This is a genomic window from Paenibacillus pinisoli (assembly GCF_003605435.1).
GTDB lineage: Bacteria > Bacillota > Bacilli > Paenibacillales > Paenibacillaceae > Pristimantibacillus > Pristimantibacillus pinisoli.
The window spans coordinates 444,049-461,245 of the sequence record NZ_QXQB01000002.1 but is presented as its reverse complement, the minus strand read 5'-3'; the positions used below and the strand labels follow the sequence as shown (position 1 = coordinate 461,245).

General features: G+C 52.3%; 15 protein-coding genes and 1 riboswitch. All 15 genes read left to right on the top strand.

The features are described from left to right. The first annotated feature begins 77 nt into the window (after positions 1-77). The 15 genes from D3P09_RS09520 (at position 78) to D3P09_RS09450 (ending at position 17,146) form a co-directional block, all read left to right on the top strand. Positions 78-929: a helix-turn-helix domain-containing protein gene (locus D3P09_RS09520; protein WP_120109297.1), complete on the top strand. Its 852-nt coding sequence runs from the start codon at positions 78-80 to the stop codon at positions 927-929. 122 nt (positions 930-1,051) lie between these two features. Continuing rightward, positions 1,052-2,023 (top strand): N-acetylglucosamine kinase, encoded by a 972-nt coding sequence (locus D3P09_RS09515; RefSeq protein WP_243644030.1) that lies wholly within the window; start codon positions 1,052-1,054, stop codon positions 2,021-2,023. Between the two features lie 65 nt (positions 2,024-2,088). Continuing rightward, a complete protein-coding gene (locus D3P09_RS09510; RefSeq protein WP_120109295.1) occupies positions 2,089-3,396 on the top strand; it encodes a 6-phospho-beta-glucosidase in 1,308 nt (435 codons plus the stop codon). A 579-nt stretch (positions 3,397-3,975) separates the two neighbouring features. Then, positions 3,976-4,962 (top strand): alpha/beta hydrolase, encoded by a 987-nt coding sequence (locus D3P09_RS09505; RefSeq protein WP_243644028.1) that lies wholly within the window; start codon positions 3,976-3,978, stop codon positions 4,960-4,962. Positions 4,963-5,243: 281 nt separating this feature from the next. Beyond that, on the top strand, positions 5,244-5,639 hold the full coding sequence (locus tag D3P09_RS09500) for a GntR family transcriptional regulator (protein WP_424452394.1): 396 nt from the start codon (positions 5,244-5,246) through the stop codon (positions 5,637-5,639). Between the two features lie 2 nt (positions 5,640-5,641). After that, positions 5,642-6,751 carry a DUF1648 domain-containing protein gene (locus tag D3P09_RS09495; RefSeq protein WP_120109292.1) on the top strand — a complete coding sequence of 370 codons (1,110 nt, stop codon included), beginning with the start codon at positions 5,642-5,644 and terminating at the stop codon, positions 6,749-6,751. A gap of 236 nt (positions 6,752-6,987) precedes the next feature. Then, positions 6,988-8,178: an ROK family protein gene (locus tag D3P09_RS09490; RefSeq protein ID WP_120109291.1), complete on the top strand. Its 1,191-nt coding sequence runs from the start codon at positions 6,988-6,990 to the stop codon at positions 8,176-8,178. A 153-nt stretch (positions 8,179-8,331) separates the two neighbouring features. Beyond that, entirely contained in the window at positions 8,332-9,606 is a 1,275-nt protein-coding gene (locus tag D3P09_RS09485; protein ID WP_120109289.1) for an ABC transporter substrate-binding protein, read from the top strand. Between the two features lie 78 nt (positions 9,607-9,684). After that, positions 9,685-10,554: a carbohydrate ABC transporter permease gene (locus D3P09_RS09480; RefSeq protein WP_120109287.1), complete on the top strand. Its 870-nt coding sequence runs from the start codon at positions 9,685-9,687 to the stop codon at positions 10,552-10,554. Between the two features lie 39 nt (positions 10,555-10,593). Next, positions 10,594-11,439 carry a carbohydrate ABC transporter permease gene (locus D3P09_RS09475; protein ID WP_120109286.1) on the top strand — a complete coding sequence of 282 codons (846 nt, stop codon included), beginning with the start codon at positions 10,594-10,596 and terminating at the stop codon, positions 11,437-11,439. 40 nt (positions 11,440-11,479) lie between these two features. Beyond that, on the top strand, positions 11,480-12,307 hold the full coding sequence (locus D3P09_RS09470) for a PIG-L deacetylase family protein (RefSeq protein WP_120109284.1): 828 nt from the start codon (positions 11,480-11,482) through the stop codon (positions 12,305-12,307). Positions 12,308-12,415: 108 nt separating this feature from the next. Then, a riboswitch (purine riboswitch) is annotated at positions 12,416-12,516 on the top strand. Positions 12,517-12,640: 124 nt separating this feature from the next. Further along, positions 12,641-13,987 carry an NCS2 family permease gene (locus D3P09_RS09465; protein WP_120109283.1) on the top strand — a complete coding sequence of 449 codons (1,347 nt, stop codon included), beginning with the start codon at positions 12,641-12,643 and terminating at the stop codon, positions 13,985-13,987. A gap of 610 nt (positions 13,988-14,597) precedes the next feature. Then, on the top strand, positions 14,598-15,365 hold the full coding sequence (locus D3P09_RS09460) for a LamB/YcsF family protein (RefSeq protein WP_120110678.1): 768 nt from the start codon (positions 14,598-14,600) through the stop codon (positions 15,363-15,365). A 14-nt stretch (positions 15,366-15,379) separates the two neighbouring features. Continuing rightward, complete coding sequence (gene pxpB / locus D3P09_RS09455) at positions 15,380-16,126, top strand: 5-oxoprolinase subunit PxpB (RefSeq protein WP_120109281.1); 747 nt, start codon at positions 15,380-15,382, stop codon at positions 16,124-16,126. Between the two features lie 6 nt (positions 16,127-16,132). Continuing rightward, positions 16,133-17,146, top strand: coding sequence for a 5-oxoprolinase subunit C family protein (locus tag D3P09_RS09450; RefSeq protein ID WP_120109279.1), 1,014 nt, complete (start codon positions 16,133-16,135; stop codon positions 17,144-17,146). Positions 17,147-17,197: the final 51 nt, after the last annotated feature.

Below are 17,197 nucleotides of genomic sequence, written 5' to 3'. Positions count from 1 at the left end.
AAGGCTGTCTTCATGGCTCCTTCAACCTCTGCTATAATGAACAATAATTGCAGGCATACTAACAGGAGGAGCCATCCATGAAGCTGTCACCACCCGTAGTCCGGGATCATATAGATTTGCCGCAAGGCTTTCCGATACTTGTGTCGCAGACCGAAGGCGTCAGCCCGCCGTTCCAGCGGTTGCATTGGCATACTCCGCTGGAGATTAATTTCATCTATAGAGGAAGCGGATATTATCTGATCAACGGCGGCCGTTACGACTTCCGCGAGGGAGATATTGTCCTGATCAACTCCAATGATCTGCATCGCGCCGTAGAGACGGAATCGCTTGTGATGGGCATCGTGATGTTCGACCCCGCGTATCTGGCATTGGAGCAGCGGTATGATACGGAGCTTCTCGTTCCTTTCCGCGAGATGGGCTTCCGGTTCGATAATGTGCTCGACCGCGATCATCCCGAGCTGGAGAAGCTGTGGACGCTGCTGGCGGAGATGAGGGAGGAATATTTGCGCAAGGAGCCTCATTATGAGGCCGTCGTGCGGGCGCAGCTGGTCCGGTTTCTCGCTTATGTGAACCGGTATTTCTCCAAGGGTTCCGGCAATAGCTCTATCCATGCTAGAGGCACGGAGACAATCCGCAGCGTATTGCATGAGATGGAAGAGCGGATGGAGCATCCGTGGACGCTGAAGGAATTGTCCGATCGTGCGCACCTGAGCACATCCAGATTCAGCTCCTTGTTCACGCAAGTCGTCGGCACTTCGCCGATGGATTATTTGATCCAGCTCAGGCTGTCGAAAGCGGTAGAGCTTATCGAGACGACTGACGGAAAGATTATTGACATAGCATCGGAATGCGGCTTCCGCAATTTGTCGAACTTCAACCGGCTGTTCAAGCAGCATATCGGCAAGCTTCCTTCCGAGCTTCGGTCATAAAACAGTAAAATAGTATTAGAACATCGTTCTTTCTTATTAGAGAGGCGGTGTTTTTTGTTTTATGATGGATACATCAAGACAAGAAAGCATACGAAGTCCAAGTTATGGAATAGCTAAGGAGCGTGGAACATATCATTTTTCTTGGTATAGACGCAGGAGGCACCAAGACGCATGCCTTGCTGGTAGACGAGAAAGGTAAGGTGCTGGGCCAGGGTCTCAGCGGCAACGGCAATCACCAGACCGCATTCGAGCAGGCGCGCACGAATATCGAATCTGCCTGCAATGCAGCACTGAACGAAGCCGGCATTACAAAGGATCAGGTTACTTTTGCTTATTTCGGCCTGGCAGGCGCGGACCGCGAGCCGGATTACGCTATTTTGAGACCGATGATTGCTTCACTCGGATATGAGAGACATGCCATCGCTTGCGATACGATGATCGGCATGCGGGCCGGCACCAGCCGCTCGCACGGCGCGGTTATTATTAGCGGGACGGGTTTCAACGCCGCTGCGCGCAATGCGAAGGGCGAAGAATTGCAATACGGCGGCTTCGGTTATCTGTTCGGCGACGGACAAGGCTCGGGCTCCGATCTGGCCGTACATGCATTCCGCACAGCGGTCAGAAGCTGGGAAGGCCGCGAGGAATACTCCATCCTAACCAAGCTGGTGCCTGAGAAGCTAGGCTACGAGTCGGTGCAAGCGATGTACGACGACGCGCTGGACAACGGCAAGCGCCCTCCGAAGGACCTGGCGAAGCTGATGTTTGAAGCGGCGGGCCAAGGCGACGCGGTTGCGATTCGGATTTTGCGCGAAGCCGGATTCGAGCATGCCAATGCGGTCAGCGCATTGATCCGACGTCTCGGCATGCAGGAGGATACGTTCGATGTGGTGCTGATCGGCAGCGTCATGTCGCGCGGCAGCTCGCCGCACATGGTCGACGCGATCAAGGAAGCGTTAGCCAAGACGGCTCCGAATGCCAGCGTAGTGAGGCTGGCTGTTGATCCTGTTATCGGCGCTGTCATGAGCGCGATGGACAACAGCGGGATTGAGATTGACGCTGCGACAGATGCGGCGCTAAGAAGCATTACTTTTTAATTCAACAAGTATGAAATAGAAGTCATATACACAAACCAATATTATTAAGGGAGGCAATACCTGCTATGTCTAACAAAAAAGCGTTGAAAATCGCCGTTATCGGCGGAGGTTCTTCTTACACACCGGAAATCGTAGAGGGCTTTATCAAGCGTTATGACGAGATGCCGATCCGCGAGCTGTGGCTCGTCGATATTGAAGCAGGCAAGCATAAGCTCGAAATCGTAGGCGAACTGGCAAAACGTATGGTTCAGCAAGCTGGCCTGCCGATTGAAGTGCATCTGACGCTGGACCGCCGCGAAGCGATCGCTGGCGCGGACTTCGTTACGACGCAAATGCGCGTCGGATTGCTGGAAGCGAGAAAGCGCGACGAGCATATCCCAATCTCTCACGGCGTAATCGGCCAAGAAACTACAGGCCCGGGCGGCATGTTCAAAGCGCTTCGCACGGTTCCGGTTATTCTCGATATCTGTAAGGACATCGAAGAGCTGGCTCCGGACGCATGGTTGTTTAACTTCACAAATCCGGCAGGCATCGTAACAGAAGCCGTTCAGAAGTACAGCAAAGTCAAAACAGTCGGCTTGTGTAACTCGCCAATCAACTTCTACAAGTTCCTGGCGAAGGAATACGGTGTAACCGAGCGCGACGTATTGCCGGAATTCGTGGGCATCAACCACTTGCACTGGGTAACGGCTGCATATGTGAACGGCGAAGACAAGCTGCCTGAGCTGATCGGCAAAGGCCGCGAGTACACAGCTTCCAACGTTACAGCGTTCGACTGGGATGCTGACTTCCTGAGCTCCCTGGGCGCTATTCCGACTTACTACCTGCGTTACTTCTACATGACGGACAAAATGCTGGAAGACATGAAAGCATCGATGGAGAAAAACGGCACGCGCGCTGACGTGGTAAGCCGTGTTGAAGCCGAGCTGTTCGAGCTGTACAAGGACGTTAATCTGAAGGAGAAGCCGAAGCAGCTGGAGCAACGCGGCGGCGCTTACTACTCCGAGGCTGCGGTTAACCTGATGTATTCCCTCTACACGGACAGACGCGACATTCAGACGCTGAACGTTCGCAACGGCAACATTATCGACTTCCTGCCTGAGGATGCAAGCATTGAAGTCAACTGTGTCGTAACAGCGCAAGGACCAATCCCGATTCCGCTGCAAAACGTGCCTGCGCATGTAACTGGCCTGCTGCATGCTGTGAAGACGTATGAGTCCCTGACGATCGAAGCGGCGATTACTGGCGACAAAGGCATTGCGCTGCAAGCATTGGTTCACCATCCGCTTGTGCCAAGCGTATCCGTAGCAAAAACGCTGCTGGAAGAGATGCTGGAAGCCAACAAAGAATATCTGCCTAACTTCTTCAAATAATATCTTCCCTTAACGGGCTGATCTGAAAGCGGCGAATAGCTGGCTTTCAGGTCAGCTTTTTTTATGGTTTGGGGAATTTTTCAATTTTAGAAGTTGTGGATCTATTCGTCGAAAGGAGAGCTCTAAGCAGCAAAAACCTGCTTAAAGCCGGCTGAAGCAAGTCCTGAAGCGGGGGAAGTCTTACTTTGAAATTCATAAGGGAACTACGAGACGCTATTGGCCGGATTTCCAGCTATTTTTAAACGTAAAGGAACAGAGAGCTCTTATTGGCTCTCAATGAACCGAAATACGGTTCGGATCGTGCAAATAAGGCATCCTAGTTCCGATAGACGTTGTAACATGTGAAGAAATCGAAGAATAGAGTCTCTCAGTTCCATTAGGTGGCAGGTTCAGCGTATAGAAGGCCAGGATCAGGATCGAACATTTGTGACTTTCAATCACCCGCAGGGAGAGCTGTTCTTAACATGTTTTTACAACTTGGATACAAGTCGATGACGAATCGTATACATCTGGCTGATATGCTTGGTTCATGACAAAATGTATAGACTTCAAATCGTATCATGCCAAGGAGGAGGAGAAATGTTCACACTCAAGACTGTATCCCGCCCATTATCCAGCCGAAGGGACCACGAAGCAGTCAGGCGTACGCGATACAGAATTGCTGCATTAATCTGTCATACGATGCTGTTCTTGTTGCTGGCTGCCGTGCTTGCCGGCTGTGCTGCCGCACCGGGAATCCCAAACGATCAGCCTATACTATCTGATCAGACAACAAATTCGGACATCACGGCCGAAGAAGAGATTATGGAGCCGCCTGCTGAGGATACAAGCATTCCATCCAATCCGCCGATTGATTATGAGCCAGCCTGGCCGGACAATACGGTTACGTCCTTCAGCGGGCATCTGGTGAATAGCTGTGTGCCCGAAAGCCTAAGAGACAAGGCTACGACGCTAACGGCCAGCGACGGGGTGCATCTGTCGGCGCTTGTGATGGGCAGCGGCACCAAGGGAGTTCTGCTTGCCCATGAGCAAGGGTATAATATATGCTCCTTTCTGGATATGGGAGTCGAGCTTGCCGATCACGGCTATCTGGTCGTGATCCCGGAATATCGCGATCATGGCGCCTCCCAGAGCACCGGAGACACCCAGCCTATTGATCTTGACGCGGACGCTGCGCTGGGCGAGCTTGCCCGGCTAGGCGCGGAACGGGTCTTTCTGGCGGGCGCGTCATGCGGCGGCTCAACCGCTATTATCGCTGGCGTCCGTCAAGAGCTTCCCATTGAAGGATTAATCATTCTCTCTTCTCCTGCACAATGCGGTCCGCATGACGCTTTACCTGGCGTCAAGGAGATCACGGCGCCATCTCTGTTTGTTTTTTCGCCTGGCGACTATGGCGGCTCTATTGAGAAAGAAGTTCGTCAACTGTACCAGGCATCCGGAGCAGCCGACAAGACTTTGATTGTGGATAAGAGCGGCTACCACGGAACCGATATGTACCATAGAGGCGAAGAAGGCGAGGAACTGAGAACCGGGCTGATCTCGTTTATTAAGGCGGCATTGGATTAGGGCTCTCGTCCCGTTAAGAGCAGGCATAGGCGAGCATTGCAGTGAGTGGCGAGCATTGCAGTGAGTGGTGAGCATGGCAGTGAATGGCGAGCATTACAGTGGATGGCGAGTATTGCACGAAGCTAATGGCGATGGCCCTGTACGCACAGGGCCGTCGCTTTTTTGTGTATGAGTCCAATTCCTGCCGGCCAGCCTATTGTTGAAAATGTCTATTGCGTATACTCGTTATAGTTGTTATACTTGATATATAACAGATAGACGAAAGGGGTGAGGAAGCGTTGATGCTTGATATTGATCTCCAGTCGGAGACGCCGATTTATACCCAATTGGTCAACGGCATTATTGAAGGCATTGCCAGGGGGGAGCTGCAGCCCAGCGAGGCGCTGCCCTCGGTCCGTTCGCTGGCTGCGGATCTCGGCATTAATCTGCATACGGTGAACAAAGCCTATCATCTGCTGAAGCAGGACGGCTACGTACAGATCAACCGGAAGCAAGGCGTAGTCATTGAGCCGGATGCATTCCCGCCTGCAGACGCAGCGTTCAAGGAGCGGCTGGCGAAGCAACTGCGGCCCCTGCTCGCGGATGCGATCTGCAGAGGCATGAGCAAGGCTGAGCTTGAAGCGGCATGCGCGGCTGTATTCGACGAGTTAAGACCTAATGAACAGGGAGGCGGATAGAGATGAATGATACATGGATGATGATTCTCGTACTCACGCTGATGGTGCCGATCGTATTTATTTCGACGGTCATACCGTTTTTGACACGGCGCATCGAGAGCTTCGGCGTGACGGTGCCGGAGGCGGCGCAGAAGGACCCGGATATTAAGGGGCTGCGCAATCAGTTTATTTGGGTGAACGGAGGCGCTGGCGTCCTCCTGACGGCTTCTCTGCTGATCTTCTCCCGGGGAACAACGGACGACAAGAGCTGGAGCATTCTGCTTATGGCCCATGTGTTCGGCTACTTGATCCTATCGTTCGCGATGTATTTGAAAAACCACTATGCCGTCCGGCGGCTGAAATCGGTCAAAGGGTGGAACACAGAGAGCGTGCAGCGCGTCGTCGTGAGCACCAAGTTCAGAAATGCCAAGCTCACGCTGTCAAATTTCTGGTTCATCCCTCATGTGCTGCTCATTCTTGCTACGGTGCTGATTGGCGTTTTGTATTATGACCAATTCCCGGCCCAAATTGCGATGCAGTACGGCATGGACGGCGAAGTGACGCGGAGCGTGGAGAAAACCTACATGGCGGTCTTGTGGCCCGGTATCGTGCAGTCTTTTATGCTTATCGTCTTCTTGCTCTGCAACTACGGAATCGGACTGAGCAAGCAGATCGTGGAAGGCAGCGACCCAGAGGGTTCGCTAGCCCGCAATATCAGATTCCGCAGAATATGGTCTGGCTATATTATCGCGACCGGCTTTGCCATAATGGCTTTGCTTGCGCTATTCCCGATCGGGCAGCTGCAAGACTGGGGCATGAACGGAACGATGATTGCAACACTCAGCATTGTCGGCCTCATTGTAATTTCGTCCATCATTTTGTCTTTCGTCACAGGCCAAGGAGGCAGCAGGCTGAAGCATGCTTCGGATAATCCGGGCCAGACGGTACCTACGCAGGACATGGATCAGTACTGGAAGCTGGGTCAAATCTATTTCAATCCGAAGGACCCTGCCATCTTCGTCGAAAAGAGGTTCGGCATCGGCTGGACAATCAACTTCGGCAACAAGCTGGGCTGGCTGTTCATAATCGCTATTATTGCGCTGGCCGTATCGCTGCCGTTCATACTGGAATAGCAAAAGATAAGCCGCATCCTGTTAGCGCCAACTTGTAAGAGTGGCGGGCAGGATGCGGCTATTGGCGTCTTGATATACAGGGGCTGCGTATCCCGAATGCGATGTAATAAATACAGCTTGGAATGATGGACCAATCCACGATTGAGGCGCTTACGAAGCACGGAAAAAAGTGTTGACAGATGACCCATTCACATTGTTTAATTAAGTTAATTAATTAATATGAAATGAGGCTATAAATGTCTAAGGTATCCGCAAAGCAACAGAATGTCCGAATTACCAATCAAAACTTAATAATAGATACTATCCGCAGGCATGACAACGCCACCAGAAGCGAGCTGTCCAAGCTATTGAAGCTGAGCGTTCCGAGCGTATGCACAAACGTGGATCAGTTGGTGGAGTTCGGAATAGTAAGGGAGACCGAGGATGATTCCACAGGAGTCGGCCGGAAGGCAAGCCGTCTTCGCCTGAATACAAGATATGGCTATATCATCTCTATTGATTTGAGCAACCCGTGTATTACGGTTGCGTTATCCGATTTGAAGCCGGAAGTCATCTCCGAGGTCAAGTTCGACCTGGAGCAGTTTGAGACGGAGCAATTGTTTGGGCTTCTTCAGGAGAAGATCGATGAGCTGCTGAGCATTAACGAACTCGACGCCAGCCGGTTGCTTGTCATCTCGATCTCCGTGCCGGGCCGGGTCAATAACGAAGCCGGCATTGTCCAATGCGGGTCGTATTTGCAGGAGCTGGGGTACGTCGATTTCAGGACGCCGCTTGAAGAGAAATTCGGCGCCAAGGTGCAGCTTCAGAAGGATATCAATGCGGCGGTCATCGGTGAAATCAGCTTCGGCGCCGCGCAAGGCAAGGACAACGCGGTGTTTGTCAGCGCCGATGTCGGTGTCGGTCTGGGCATCGTGTTGAATGGAAAGCTGCATTCGGGCAGCAGCCACGCTGCGGGCGAGATCGAAGGTTATGTAATGAATACTTCTGGCAGCGCTCCTGAAGCAGGGGGAGAGAAGCCGAGGCTGCAGCAATGGACCTCCGTAAAGGCGCTGGTTGACGCCGTGCAAGCTGATATTGAAGCCGGAATTCCGTGCAGCATTAACGGCAAGGCTGATTTCAACACCATAATTCAAGCGACGCAGGCGGGTGATGAACTGTGCATCAAGCATGTTCGCCAAGCGGCGCGGGCGATAGCGGTGTTTGTGGCGAATATGCTGTATCTGCTCGATTTGGAGACCGTTGTATTGGGCGGCGGCTTTGTCACGCTGGGTCCAGAGTATACGGACACGGTACGTGCGGAAGTGCAGCGGCTGCGTCCCGGGACGACTGCCAATATAGTGAATACAGGGCTCAAAACGAAAGCGGTTCTTCTCGGAGGCCTGTCCATTGGCCTGGAGAACATATTCCGTGACCTGCTGAAGGAATAGAGGCAGGCAAGCGCTTTACGCGCTTCCTTTCGCCTAATTAATTAATAAACTTAAGCAATTAAAAGCGTTTTACTTTTATGGTTGCTGCTTGATTGTCGGCACAGCCGGCAGGCAAGTTTCAATAAAGAACTTAGTCAGAAGGAGAGTTGAGTAATGAAGAAAAAGGCGGTTAACAAAACGGTTGGACTGTTGGTAGTAATGGCGCTGTTGTCTACGCTGCTTGCAGCATGCGGCGGGAGCGACAAGGCGGAGAAGGAGCCTGAGAAGAGCGGAAACAAAGAGATATCGCTCCGCGTGGCTACGTCCTTTGCCGGTTCCGATCCTTGGGTTCCGGTATGGACAAAAGCGATTCAGCAATTCCAGGATGAGAACCCTGGCGTGAAAATCGTCGACGAGTCGACGCCGGTTAACCAGGAGGCCTTGCGCACGAAGGTGAAAGCGGACGCAGCAACCGGCAACCTGGCGGATGTGCTGTTTTACTTCAATGGCAGTGAAACGGCTATTCTTGCCGATTCGAACAGTATCGTATCGTGGGAAGAAGAGTTTGCCAAGGATCCGGAGTGGGCGAAGCAGTTCAACGCCGGCATTGTAGATAAAGTCAAGTACGACGGCAAGTTGTATGCGCTTCCGTACATCGGCTTCTACGAAGGACTGTTCTGGAACAAAGCGCTGTTCGAGCAGCACAATCTGGAGGCGCCGTCGACCTACGAAGCGTTCATGAAGGCAGTCGATACGTTTGCGTCGACCGATATTATTCCATTCGCGACTTCTCTAACGACCCCATACCTGCAAGAGGCGCTAATTCTGTCGCAAGTAGGACCGGAAGGCCAGCAACAAGCGTACGATCCGTCCTGGGCGCCAGCGCTTAACATCTTCAAGGAGCTCAATGAAAAAAATGCTTTCCCTAAGGATTCGCTGACGCTGGATGACGATAAGGCGCAATCGCTGTTCGCAAGCGGCAAAGCGGCTATGATGTTCAATGGCTCGTGGACTGCGGCCGGTCTTTCTCAAGATCCGGACATCCAAATTTCCCCGTTCCCGCTCGTGCCGGGCGGCAAGGGCGAAGGCGTAATCGTATCAGGCTTCGGTTCCGGCTGGTATATGAAAAACAGCAAGGATCAAGAAAAATACGACATGGCTCTGAAATTTATCAAATTTATGACGTCGCCGGATATTGCGGGTGAATTTGCGGCGATTGGCGGCACTTATGCGGTACAAACAAAGGCATCTGAGAATACGGCGCAGCTGCTTGTTGACGGCAACGCGATGGTCAGCGCAGCTAAAGACTTTGTAATGCCGATTGACTCTTATGTTTCCCGTGAATCGTATACCCAATTTCTGAATGGCATCGGCTATGTAAGTGCAGGTAGAAAGACGGCTGAAGAAGTACTGGCCGAAGCCAAAAAGCTCAACGATAAAATTCAATAATTAATCCGTTAGCGCCGGACAAGGGACAGACTAGTTCCGGCGCTCTCCTATGCTCAAGGAAAGAGGAGGCGTTCAGTCGTGATCTTCAGGGACAAGAGATACATTGTGCTTTTCCTGGCGCCAACGATACTGTTACTGTTTACGTTTTTGCTTTACCCGCTCATTCAATCGGTCTATTACAGCTTTACCGAATGGTATAACTTTTCGAACACCAAAACATTTATCGGGCTTGATAACTACAAGGATTTGGTCAATGACCCCATCGTCGGCATCGCTTTGAAAAATACGCTGATCCTCATATTGGGCGCTGTATTTCTGCAAGCGGGCGGCGGCCTATTGCTCGCACTGTTGACTGACAGCATCAAACGAGGCTTCAAGTTTTTCCGAACGGTGTTTTTCTTTCCGATCGTAATCTCGGGAACCGCTATCGGCCTCATGTTCTCGCTAATTTACAACTATGATTACGGCTTGTTGAACGCGATCGTGAGGGCTCTCGGATGGTCCGAGCAAGTGTGGCTGACGGAGAACAGCGCAATCTATTTGGTGCTCGTTCCGATTTTGTGGCAATACGTCGGATTCTATTTCGTTATTTTTCTTACCGGCATGTCCAAAATCCCGGAAGACATCTATGAGTCGGCTGTGCTGGACGGCATTACGGGCTGGCGTAAATCGGTCTACATTACAATACCGCTCCTTCGTGACGTGATTGCGTCCTGTTTGACGCTCGCTACCGCCGGGGCGCTCAAAGTGTTCGACGTCGTGTACATTGTGACCAAAGGCGGTCCGCTCAATTCCAGCGAGCTGCTCAGCACTTATATGTACGCGAAGGCCTTCAACGGCCAAAACGCGGGCTACGCAAGTACAATCGTCATTGCGATGATGGTGCTTGGCATCGTCATTACGGTGCTGCTCAACAGACTGGTGAAAAAAGAGGCTGTCAGCTATTAAAAACATGCCGAGCAGCCCGCTAAAGAAGGTGATAGGTAGATGGTTAATAAAATGGTAAGGCCAGCATTGCCCCAAATTTTCGTATATGCGCTGCTTATTTTTTGGGCGAGCACGACGATCGTACCCTTGCTTTGGGTACTGCTGAACAGCTTCAAATCGTCGGAAGAAATTTTGACCCAATCGTTTGCATGGCCTGAAAGCTTTGCTTTTTCGAACTACTTGAAGCTGAACGAATACGGCAACATCAATATTGTCAAAGGCTTTATGAACAGTATGCTCATATCAGGCTCCGTCGTGTTCGGCGTTGCGCTGTTTGGAGGCTTGGCCTCGTTTATATTGGCCCGCTTTTCGTTCAGGGGCAAAAAATATTTTACGTTTCTTTTTGTCATATGCATGCTGCTGCCGCAGTTTGCCGTAATTATTCCAAACTTCATTATTATTGAAAAAATTGGCCTTAACGGGACGTATCTGTCGGTTATTTTGCCGCAGGTGGCAGGCAATCTCAGCTTTGCGATTATTATGATGACCGCCTTTATGGCTTCCTTGCCGGGTGAGCTGGAAGAAGCGGCAGTCATGGACGGCGCGTCGATATGGAAAATCTTTTATCGTATTACGCTTCCGCTATGCATGCCGATATTCGCTACCGTATCGATTATGGTGTTCCTGTGGTCGTACAATGAGCTGCTGCTGCCGCTTGTCTACTTGCCGATCCGGGATATGCAGCCGATCTCGGTGCTGCTGTCTCTTGTATCCAACGCCTACGGCACAGATTACGGGGCGATGATGGCGGCGATCACGATTTCGATCATACCGCTGCTAGTGCTATACATGTTTTCGCAGGAAACCGTTATTAAAGGACTTACGGCCGGCGCAGTAAAAGGATAAAAGCCGGAGATTGGGTTGACACTTAGGAGGAGAGAGAGAAATGACTAAAACATTGAATATAATCGTAATTGCAGCACATCCTGATGAAGCGGAAATTTACGCGGGAGGCACTTCAGCTTTATTTGCAGAGCTGGGCCATCGGGTGAAATTCGTATCCTTGACGAACGGAGATTGCGGACACTATTCGCTTAGCGGCCAGGAGCTTGTCGACAGAAGAACCGAAGAAGCCCATGAGGCGGCGAAGCGGCTGGGCGTCCTTGAATATAGCATTCTGAACATTTCGGACGGCAGATTGTCGAACCACTACGAGGTAAGAGAGGAAGTCATCCGCCAGATCCGGAATTGGAGGGCGGATATCGTTATTACCTTCCATCCGGACGGGCCGGGTCACGTGGACAACCGGAACGCGGGGAAAATCGTGAGCGACGCTGCCGACTTCATTGCGAAGGTGCCGAATGCGGTGCCGGATGCCCCAAGCCTCGATCAATCGCCGCTCTTCCTGCTGATGCCGGACTATGGCAAGCGCGCGAGTTATTCGCCAGATATCGTCGTCGATATCGGTGCGACGATCGAGAAAAAGCTGCTTAGCTGCGACGCTCACGCCTCGCAATTTTATGAATTTGCGCCTTGGCAGCGCAATTTGCTGAGCGAGGTTCCGAGTACGTGGGAGGAGCGGCGCGAATACATTCTGCGCTATTGGAGCAGCTTTATTAACGTTTCTTCGGAAATGCTGCCAGCGCTGGACCGGCTGTACGGCAATGGCAAATCCGCATCCACCGTCTACGCGGAGCCATTCGAAATTGCCGATTACGGCAGACGGCCTGCCGATGACGAGTTGAAGCTTCTGTTTCCAATGTTAAATGATTAATAATGGAAATAAACGAATGAACACGAATGTTTTGCAGGAAAAATGAGTAATTGTTCGTGAAACTTATTGACAAAAGTGTGGTTCCCTTTTATGATGAGAGACGAATAATAACAAATGCATAGAACTTTTCGTATAATCTCAAGAATCGGCTTGAGAGTCTCTACTCGATCACCGTAAATGATCAGGCTACGAAGAGAGTGGAAGCCCATCGCAGCGGCCCTGCGCATGGCGCTTCCCCTTTTTGCAGAGCCTAGTCGAAATGCGTGTATTCCAGCATTTGCAGCTAGGCTTCTTTGTTTGTTCCAACACAATTTTGGGAGGGTATTTATCAAAATGGAACGTTTCTTTCGCTTGAAGGAACTGGGAACAAATGTCAGAACTGAAATTATGGCGGGGCTGACGACTTTCATGACGATGGCCTACATTCTGGCTGTCAATCCGGCAATCTTGACGCCGACAGGTCTGGACTGGACCGCAGTCTTCCTGGCTACGGCGCTTGCCGCAGGTATTTTCACTATTGCAATGGGCTTGTTCGTGAACTTCCCTGTCGCTCTTGCGCCAGGCATGGGTCTTAACGCATACTTTGCTTCCGTTATTCTGGCTTCGGCTGCGACGGATACTCCGATTTCCCCGGCGATGGGTCTGACGGCCGTCTTCATCTCCGGTATTATCTTCATCATTCTTACCGTTACACAAGTTCGCCAGCTGCTGATTACTGCGGTTCCGGACAGCTTGAAGCATGCGATTACGGTCGGTATCGGCTTGTTCATCGCCGTAATCGGCCTGAAGAACAGCGGACTGATGACAATTATCGCTTTCGACAACGGCGACACGCTGATCTCGCTGGGCAGCTTCCATAACGAAAATGTGGTATTCACGGTCATTGCAATCGCTCTAATCGCGATTCTGATGGTACTTCGCGTACCAGGAGCTATCCTGTTCGGTATCCTAGGCACGACGGTTATCGCTTTGATCACAGGTCATGTGAACATTAGCGAAGCACTTGACGGCAAGACATGGATCCCTGACTTCTCAACAATGAACGTATGGCACTTTGACTTCGCAGGCGTTCTGGAAGTAGGTCTGATTACCGTAATTCTGACCTTTACATTCGTTGAATTGTTCGATACATTCGGTACGCTTGTCGGTACGGCCAACCGTGCAGGCATTATGAAAAATCCTGAAGAAGGCAAAAAACGCGTAGGTAAAGCGATGATGGTTGACGCGATCGGCGTTGGCGGCGGTGCGATTCTTGGTACAAGCACAGTAACAGCTTTCGTCGAGAGCTCCGCAGGCATCGCGCAAGGCGGCCGTTCCGGTCTGACTGCTGTTACGACAGGCATCTGCTTCTTGCTCGCCATCTTCCTCTCGCCGCTTGTAGCGCTTGTACCGGGTACAGCTACGGCAGCAGCTCTTGTCATTGTTGGCGTGCTGATGATGCAATCCGTGAAGGAGATTGACTTCTCCGACATGGTATATGCGATTCCGGCATTCCTGACATTCGCTATGATGCCTTTCACATACAGCATCGCTAACGGCATTTCCTTCGGTATCGTATCTTACGTACTGCTTGCTGCTGTAGCGAATATCGCTGGCAAAGGCAAATACAAAATCCACGTGCTGATGTGGATTCTAGCTATCCTTATTATCGCGCGTTACGTCTTTATGGGCGGCGAATAATCGAATGAATGAAGAGGCAGCGCTGGGCCGGCGCTGCTTCTTTTTTATTGTTCAGGAAATTATGCAATTTCGGAAGCGGTGGATAAATTCGTCGAAAGATGAGCTTTAAGCGGCAAAAAATTGCTTCAGTCAACTTTAAGCAGCAAAGACCTGATTAAAGTAGGCTGAAACAGGTCCTGAAGTGGGTCCTGAAGCAGGTCCTGAAACGTGGGCAGTCATTTTTGAAATCTGTAAGGGAACTACGAGACGCTATTTGCCCGTTTTTATACCATTTTCTAACGTAAAGGAACAGAGAGCCCTTATTTGCCCTTAATGAACCGAAATACGGGTTGGATGGTACAAATAAGGCATCCTGGTTCCGTTAGACGTTATAAACAAATAAAAATCGAAGAATAGAGTCTCTCCGTTCCGTTAGAAGGTTAGAATCAGGATCGAACACTTGTGACTTTCAATCACAGCAAAGTGAGTTTGTTTTGCTAGAGTGAGTTTGTTCGGTCAGAGTGAGTTTGTTCTACTAGAGTGAGTTTGTTCTGCCAGAGTGAGTTTGTTCTGCAAAGAGAGGGCATGCGGTATAATGAAGGAAAACGATGGAACGGAGTGTTGGGAGAGCATGCGCCGGGTAGATCTGAATTGCGATATGGGCGAGAGCTTTGGCGCCTATTCATTGGGACAAGACGAGACCATTATGAGGCATATATCGTCGGCCAACATTGCTTGCGGCTTCCACGCAGGAGATCCGGGGACGATCAGAAGCACGGTCAAGCTGGCCATAAGCTGCGGCACGTCCATTGGCGCGCATCCCGGGCTGCCTGATTTGGCGGGCTTCGGGAGAAGGCGGATGGATATTTCCCCGCGTGAAGCCTATGAGATGACGGTGTACCAGCTCGGGGCCGTGCAAGCCTTTGTCCGGTCGGAGGGAGCTAGTCTGGCACATGTAAAGCCTCATGGCGCGTTGTACAATATGGCGGCTCAGAACGAGGCGCTGGCGGAGGCGATTGCCGAAGCGGTGTACAAGGTGGATGGCGGCTTGCTGCTGTATGGGCTTGCAGGAAGCGCGCTTATACGCGCAGCTGAGAGAATAGGACTTATTGGCGTTCATGAAGTGTTCGCGGATCGCTCCTATGAATCAGACGGCTCCTTGACGGGCCGTTCGCTGCCCGGCGCTGTCATTCATGATTCGGAGGCGGCTGCCGTCCGGGCAGTGGATATGATTCTGAGCGGCGAGGTGATATCCAGGCAAGGAACGCCGGTTGCGCTGCAGGCGGATACCGTATGTGTGCATGGAGACACGCCGGATGCGTATAAGCATGTGATGGCATTAAGGTCCGCGCTTGCAGCGGCGAATATAGAGGTTGGGGCGCCTGGCGGCCGGATGTGACAGGGGGAGCTTCTATGAAGAAATGGCGTAATGTTCAGTTCGTACCGCTGGGCGATTCAAGCGTGCTGATGCGTGCGGGAGATGGGATCGACGAGAGCCTGCATCGCTGGATCATGGCCGTGATGCACCTTCTGGAATCGAGGCGCTTCGAAGGCATGATCGAATGCGTGCCGTCGTTCGCGGCAATTGCCGTTCACTATGATCCGCTTGCGGTATGGCGCAGCCGATCTCCGCAGGAGCGGGCGCATGAAGCAGTATTCGACACGGTATGCGCGCGGCTGGAGACGCTCTTGTCCCAGTTGCCGGATCAAGAGGAGAACAGCCGGCAGCAGCGTATAGTGACGATACCCGTCTGCTATGGCGGCAATTATGGGCCGGACTTGCAGGAGGTGGCCCAACACTGCGGACTGTCTGCGGAAGAGGTCATATCCATTCATACGAGCGGCTTGTATCTCGTGTATATGATTGGTTTTGCTCCTGGTTTTCCTTATATGGGAGGCATGTCTTCGCGCATTGCCGCTCCTCGGCGCAAGACGCCGCGAACCGGAATACCGGCAGGAAGCGTCGGCATTGCGGGCGCGCAGACCGGCGTCTATCCGCTGGCAACGCCCGGCGGCTGGCAGTTGATCGGCAGAACGCCGCTGGCCTTGTTCCGGCCGAAGCAGGAGATGCCAAGCTTGCTGAGAGCCGGCGATCAGGTGAGGTTCGAGGCGATTAACGCGGGGCAATTCATGGAATGGGAACGCGAAAGAGGAGGCTGACCGCTGATGAGCTTGACGATGATCAAGCCCGGTTTGTTCGCGACGATTCAGGATCTTGGCCGCTACGGCTATCAGAAGTATGGGGTTGCGATCGGCGGGGCGATGGATGAGCCTGCTGCGCGTGCCGCTAATTGGCTGGTTGGCAACCGCGATACCGAAGCCGTGCTGGAGCTTACCTTGACTGGCGCGGAGCTGAGGGCGGAGCGGGATCTGTGGATTGCCCTATGCGGAGGAGATATGGGGGCGCAGACCGGGGAGGGAGAGGTTATTCCGTTATGGCGTCCGGTATGGATAGCCAAGGGAACACATCTTGCTTTCCGCAATTACCGGACAGGCTGCCGTACCTATGTCGCGGTTGCTGGAGGACTCGAAGGGGATATAAGCATGGGCAGCAGCAGCACGTATTTGCGCGGGGGCATCGGCGGACTGGATGGCAGGACGCTGCGTGCGGGGGATGTTCTGGAGGCGAAGCCTATAACGGGAAGAACCATCGCCATCGACAAGCTTGTGACATCGCCATCGGGGGGGCTCAAGTGGCCGTTATGGCATGCCGGAGGCTTCGCGGTTGCGCCTAGAGAGGTGCATGCCGTCCGGATCATGCCGGGCGAGCATCAGCATCGCATGACAGCGGAAGCGCAGCGCGGCTTGTACGAGAGGGTGTTCCGCATCGCTCCATCCTCAGACCGGATGGGTTACCGTCTCCATAGCGATGTCAGCCTGAAGCTGATTGAAGGCATGCCGGAGCTGATCTCTGAGCCTGTCGTCCATGGCACGATTCAGCTGCCTCCAGACGGGAACCCGATCGTATTGCTGGCTGAGCGGCAGACGACAGGCGGATATCCCCGCATCGGACAAGTGGCCTCGGTCGACATTCCGGTATTCGCCCAGCTGAAGCCGGGAGATTGCATACGCTTTTATCCGGTGACGCTTCAGGAGGCGGAGGAGCTAAAGCTGGAATCGGAGCTTGATATGGATCAGCTTCGGACGATAATCGGTCTGAAGCTGTATGGCAATAAATAAGGGCGGACTGCCCCTCCCAGAGAGAATATCGATTCTCTCCGGGGTAAGGCG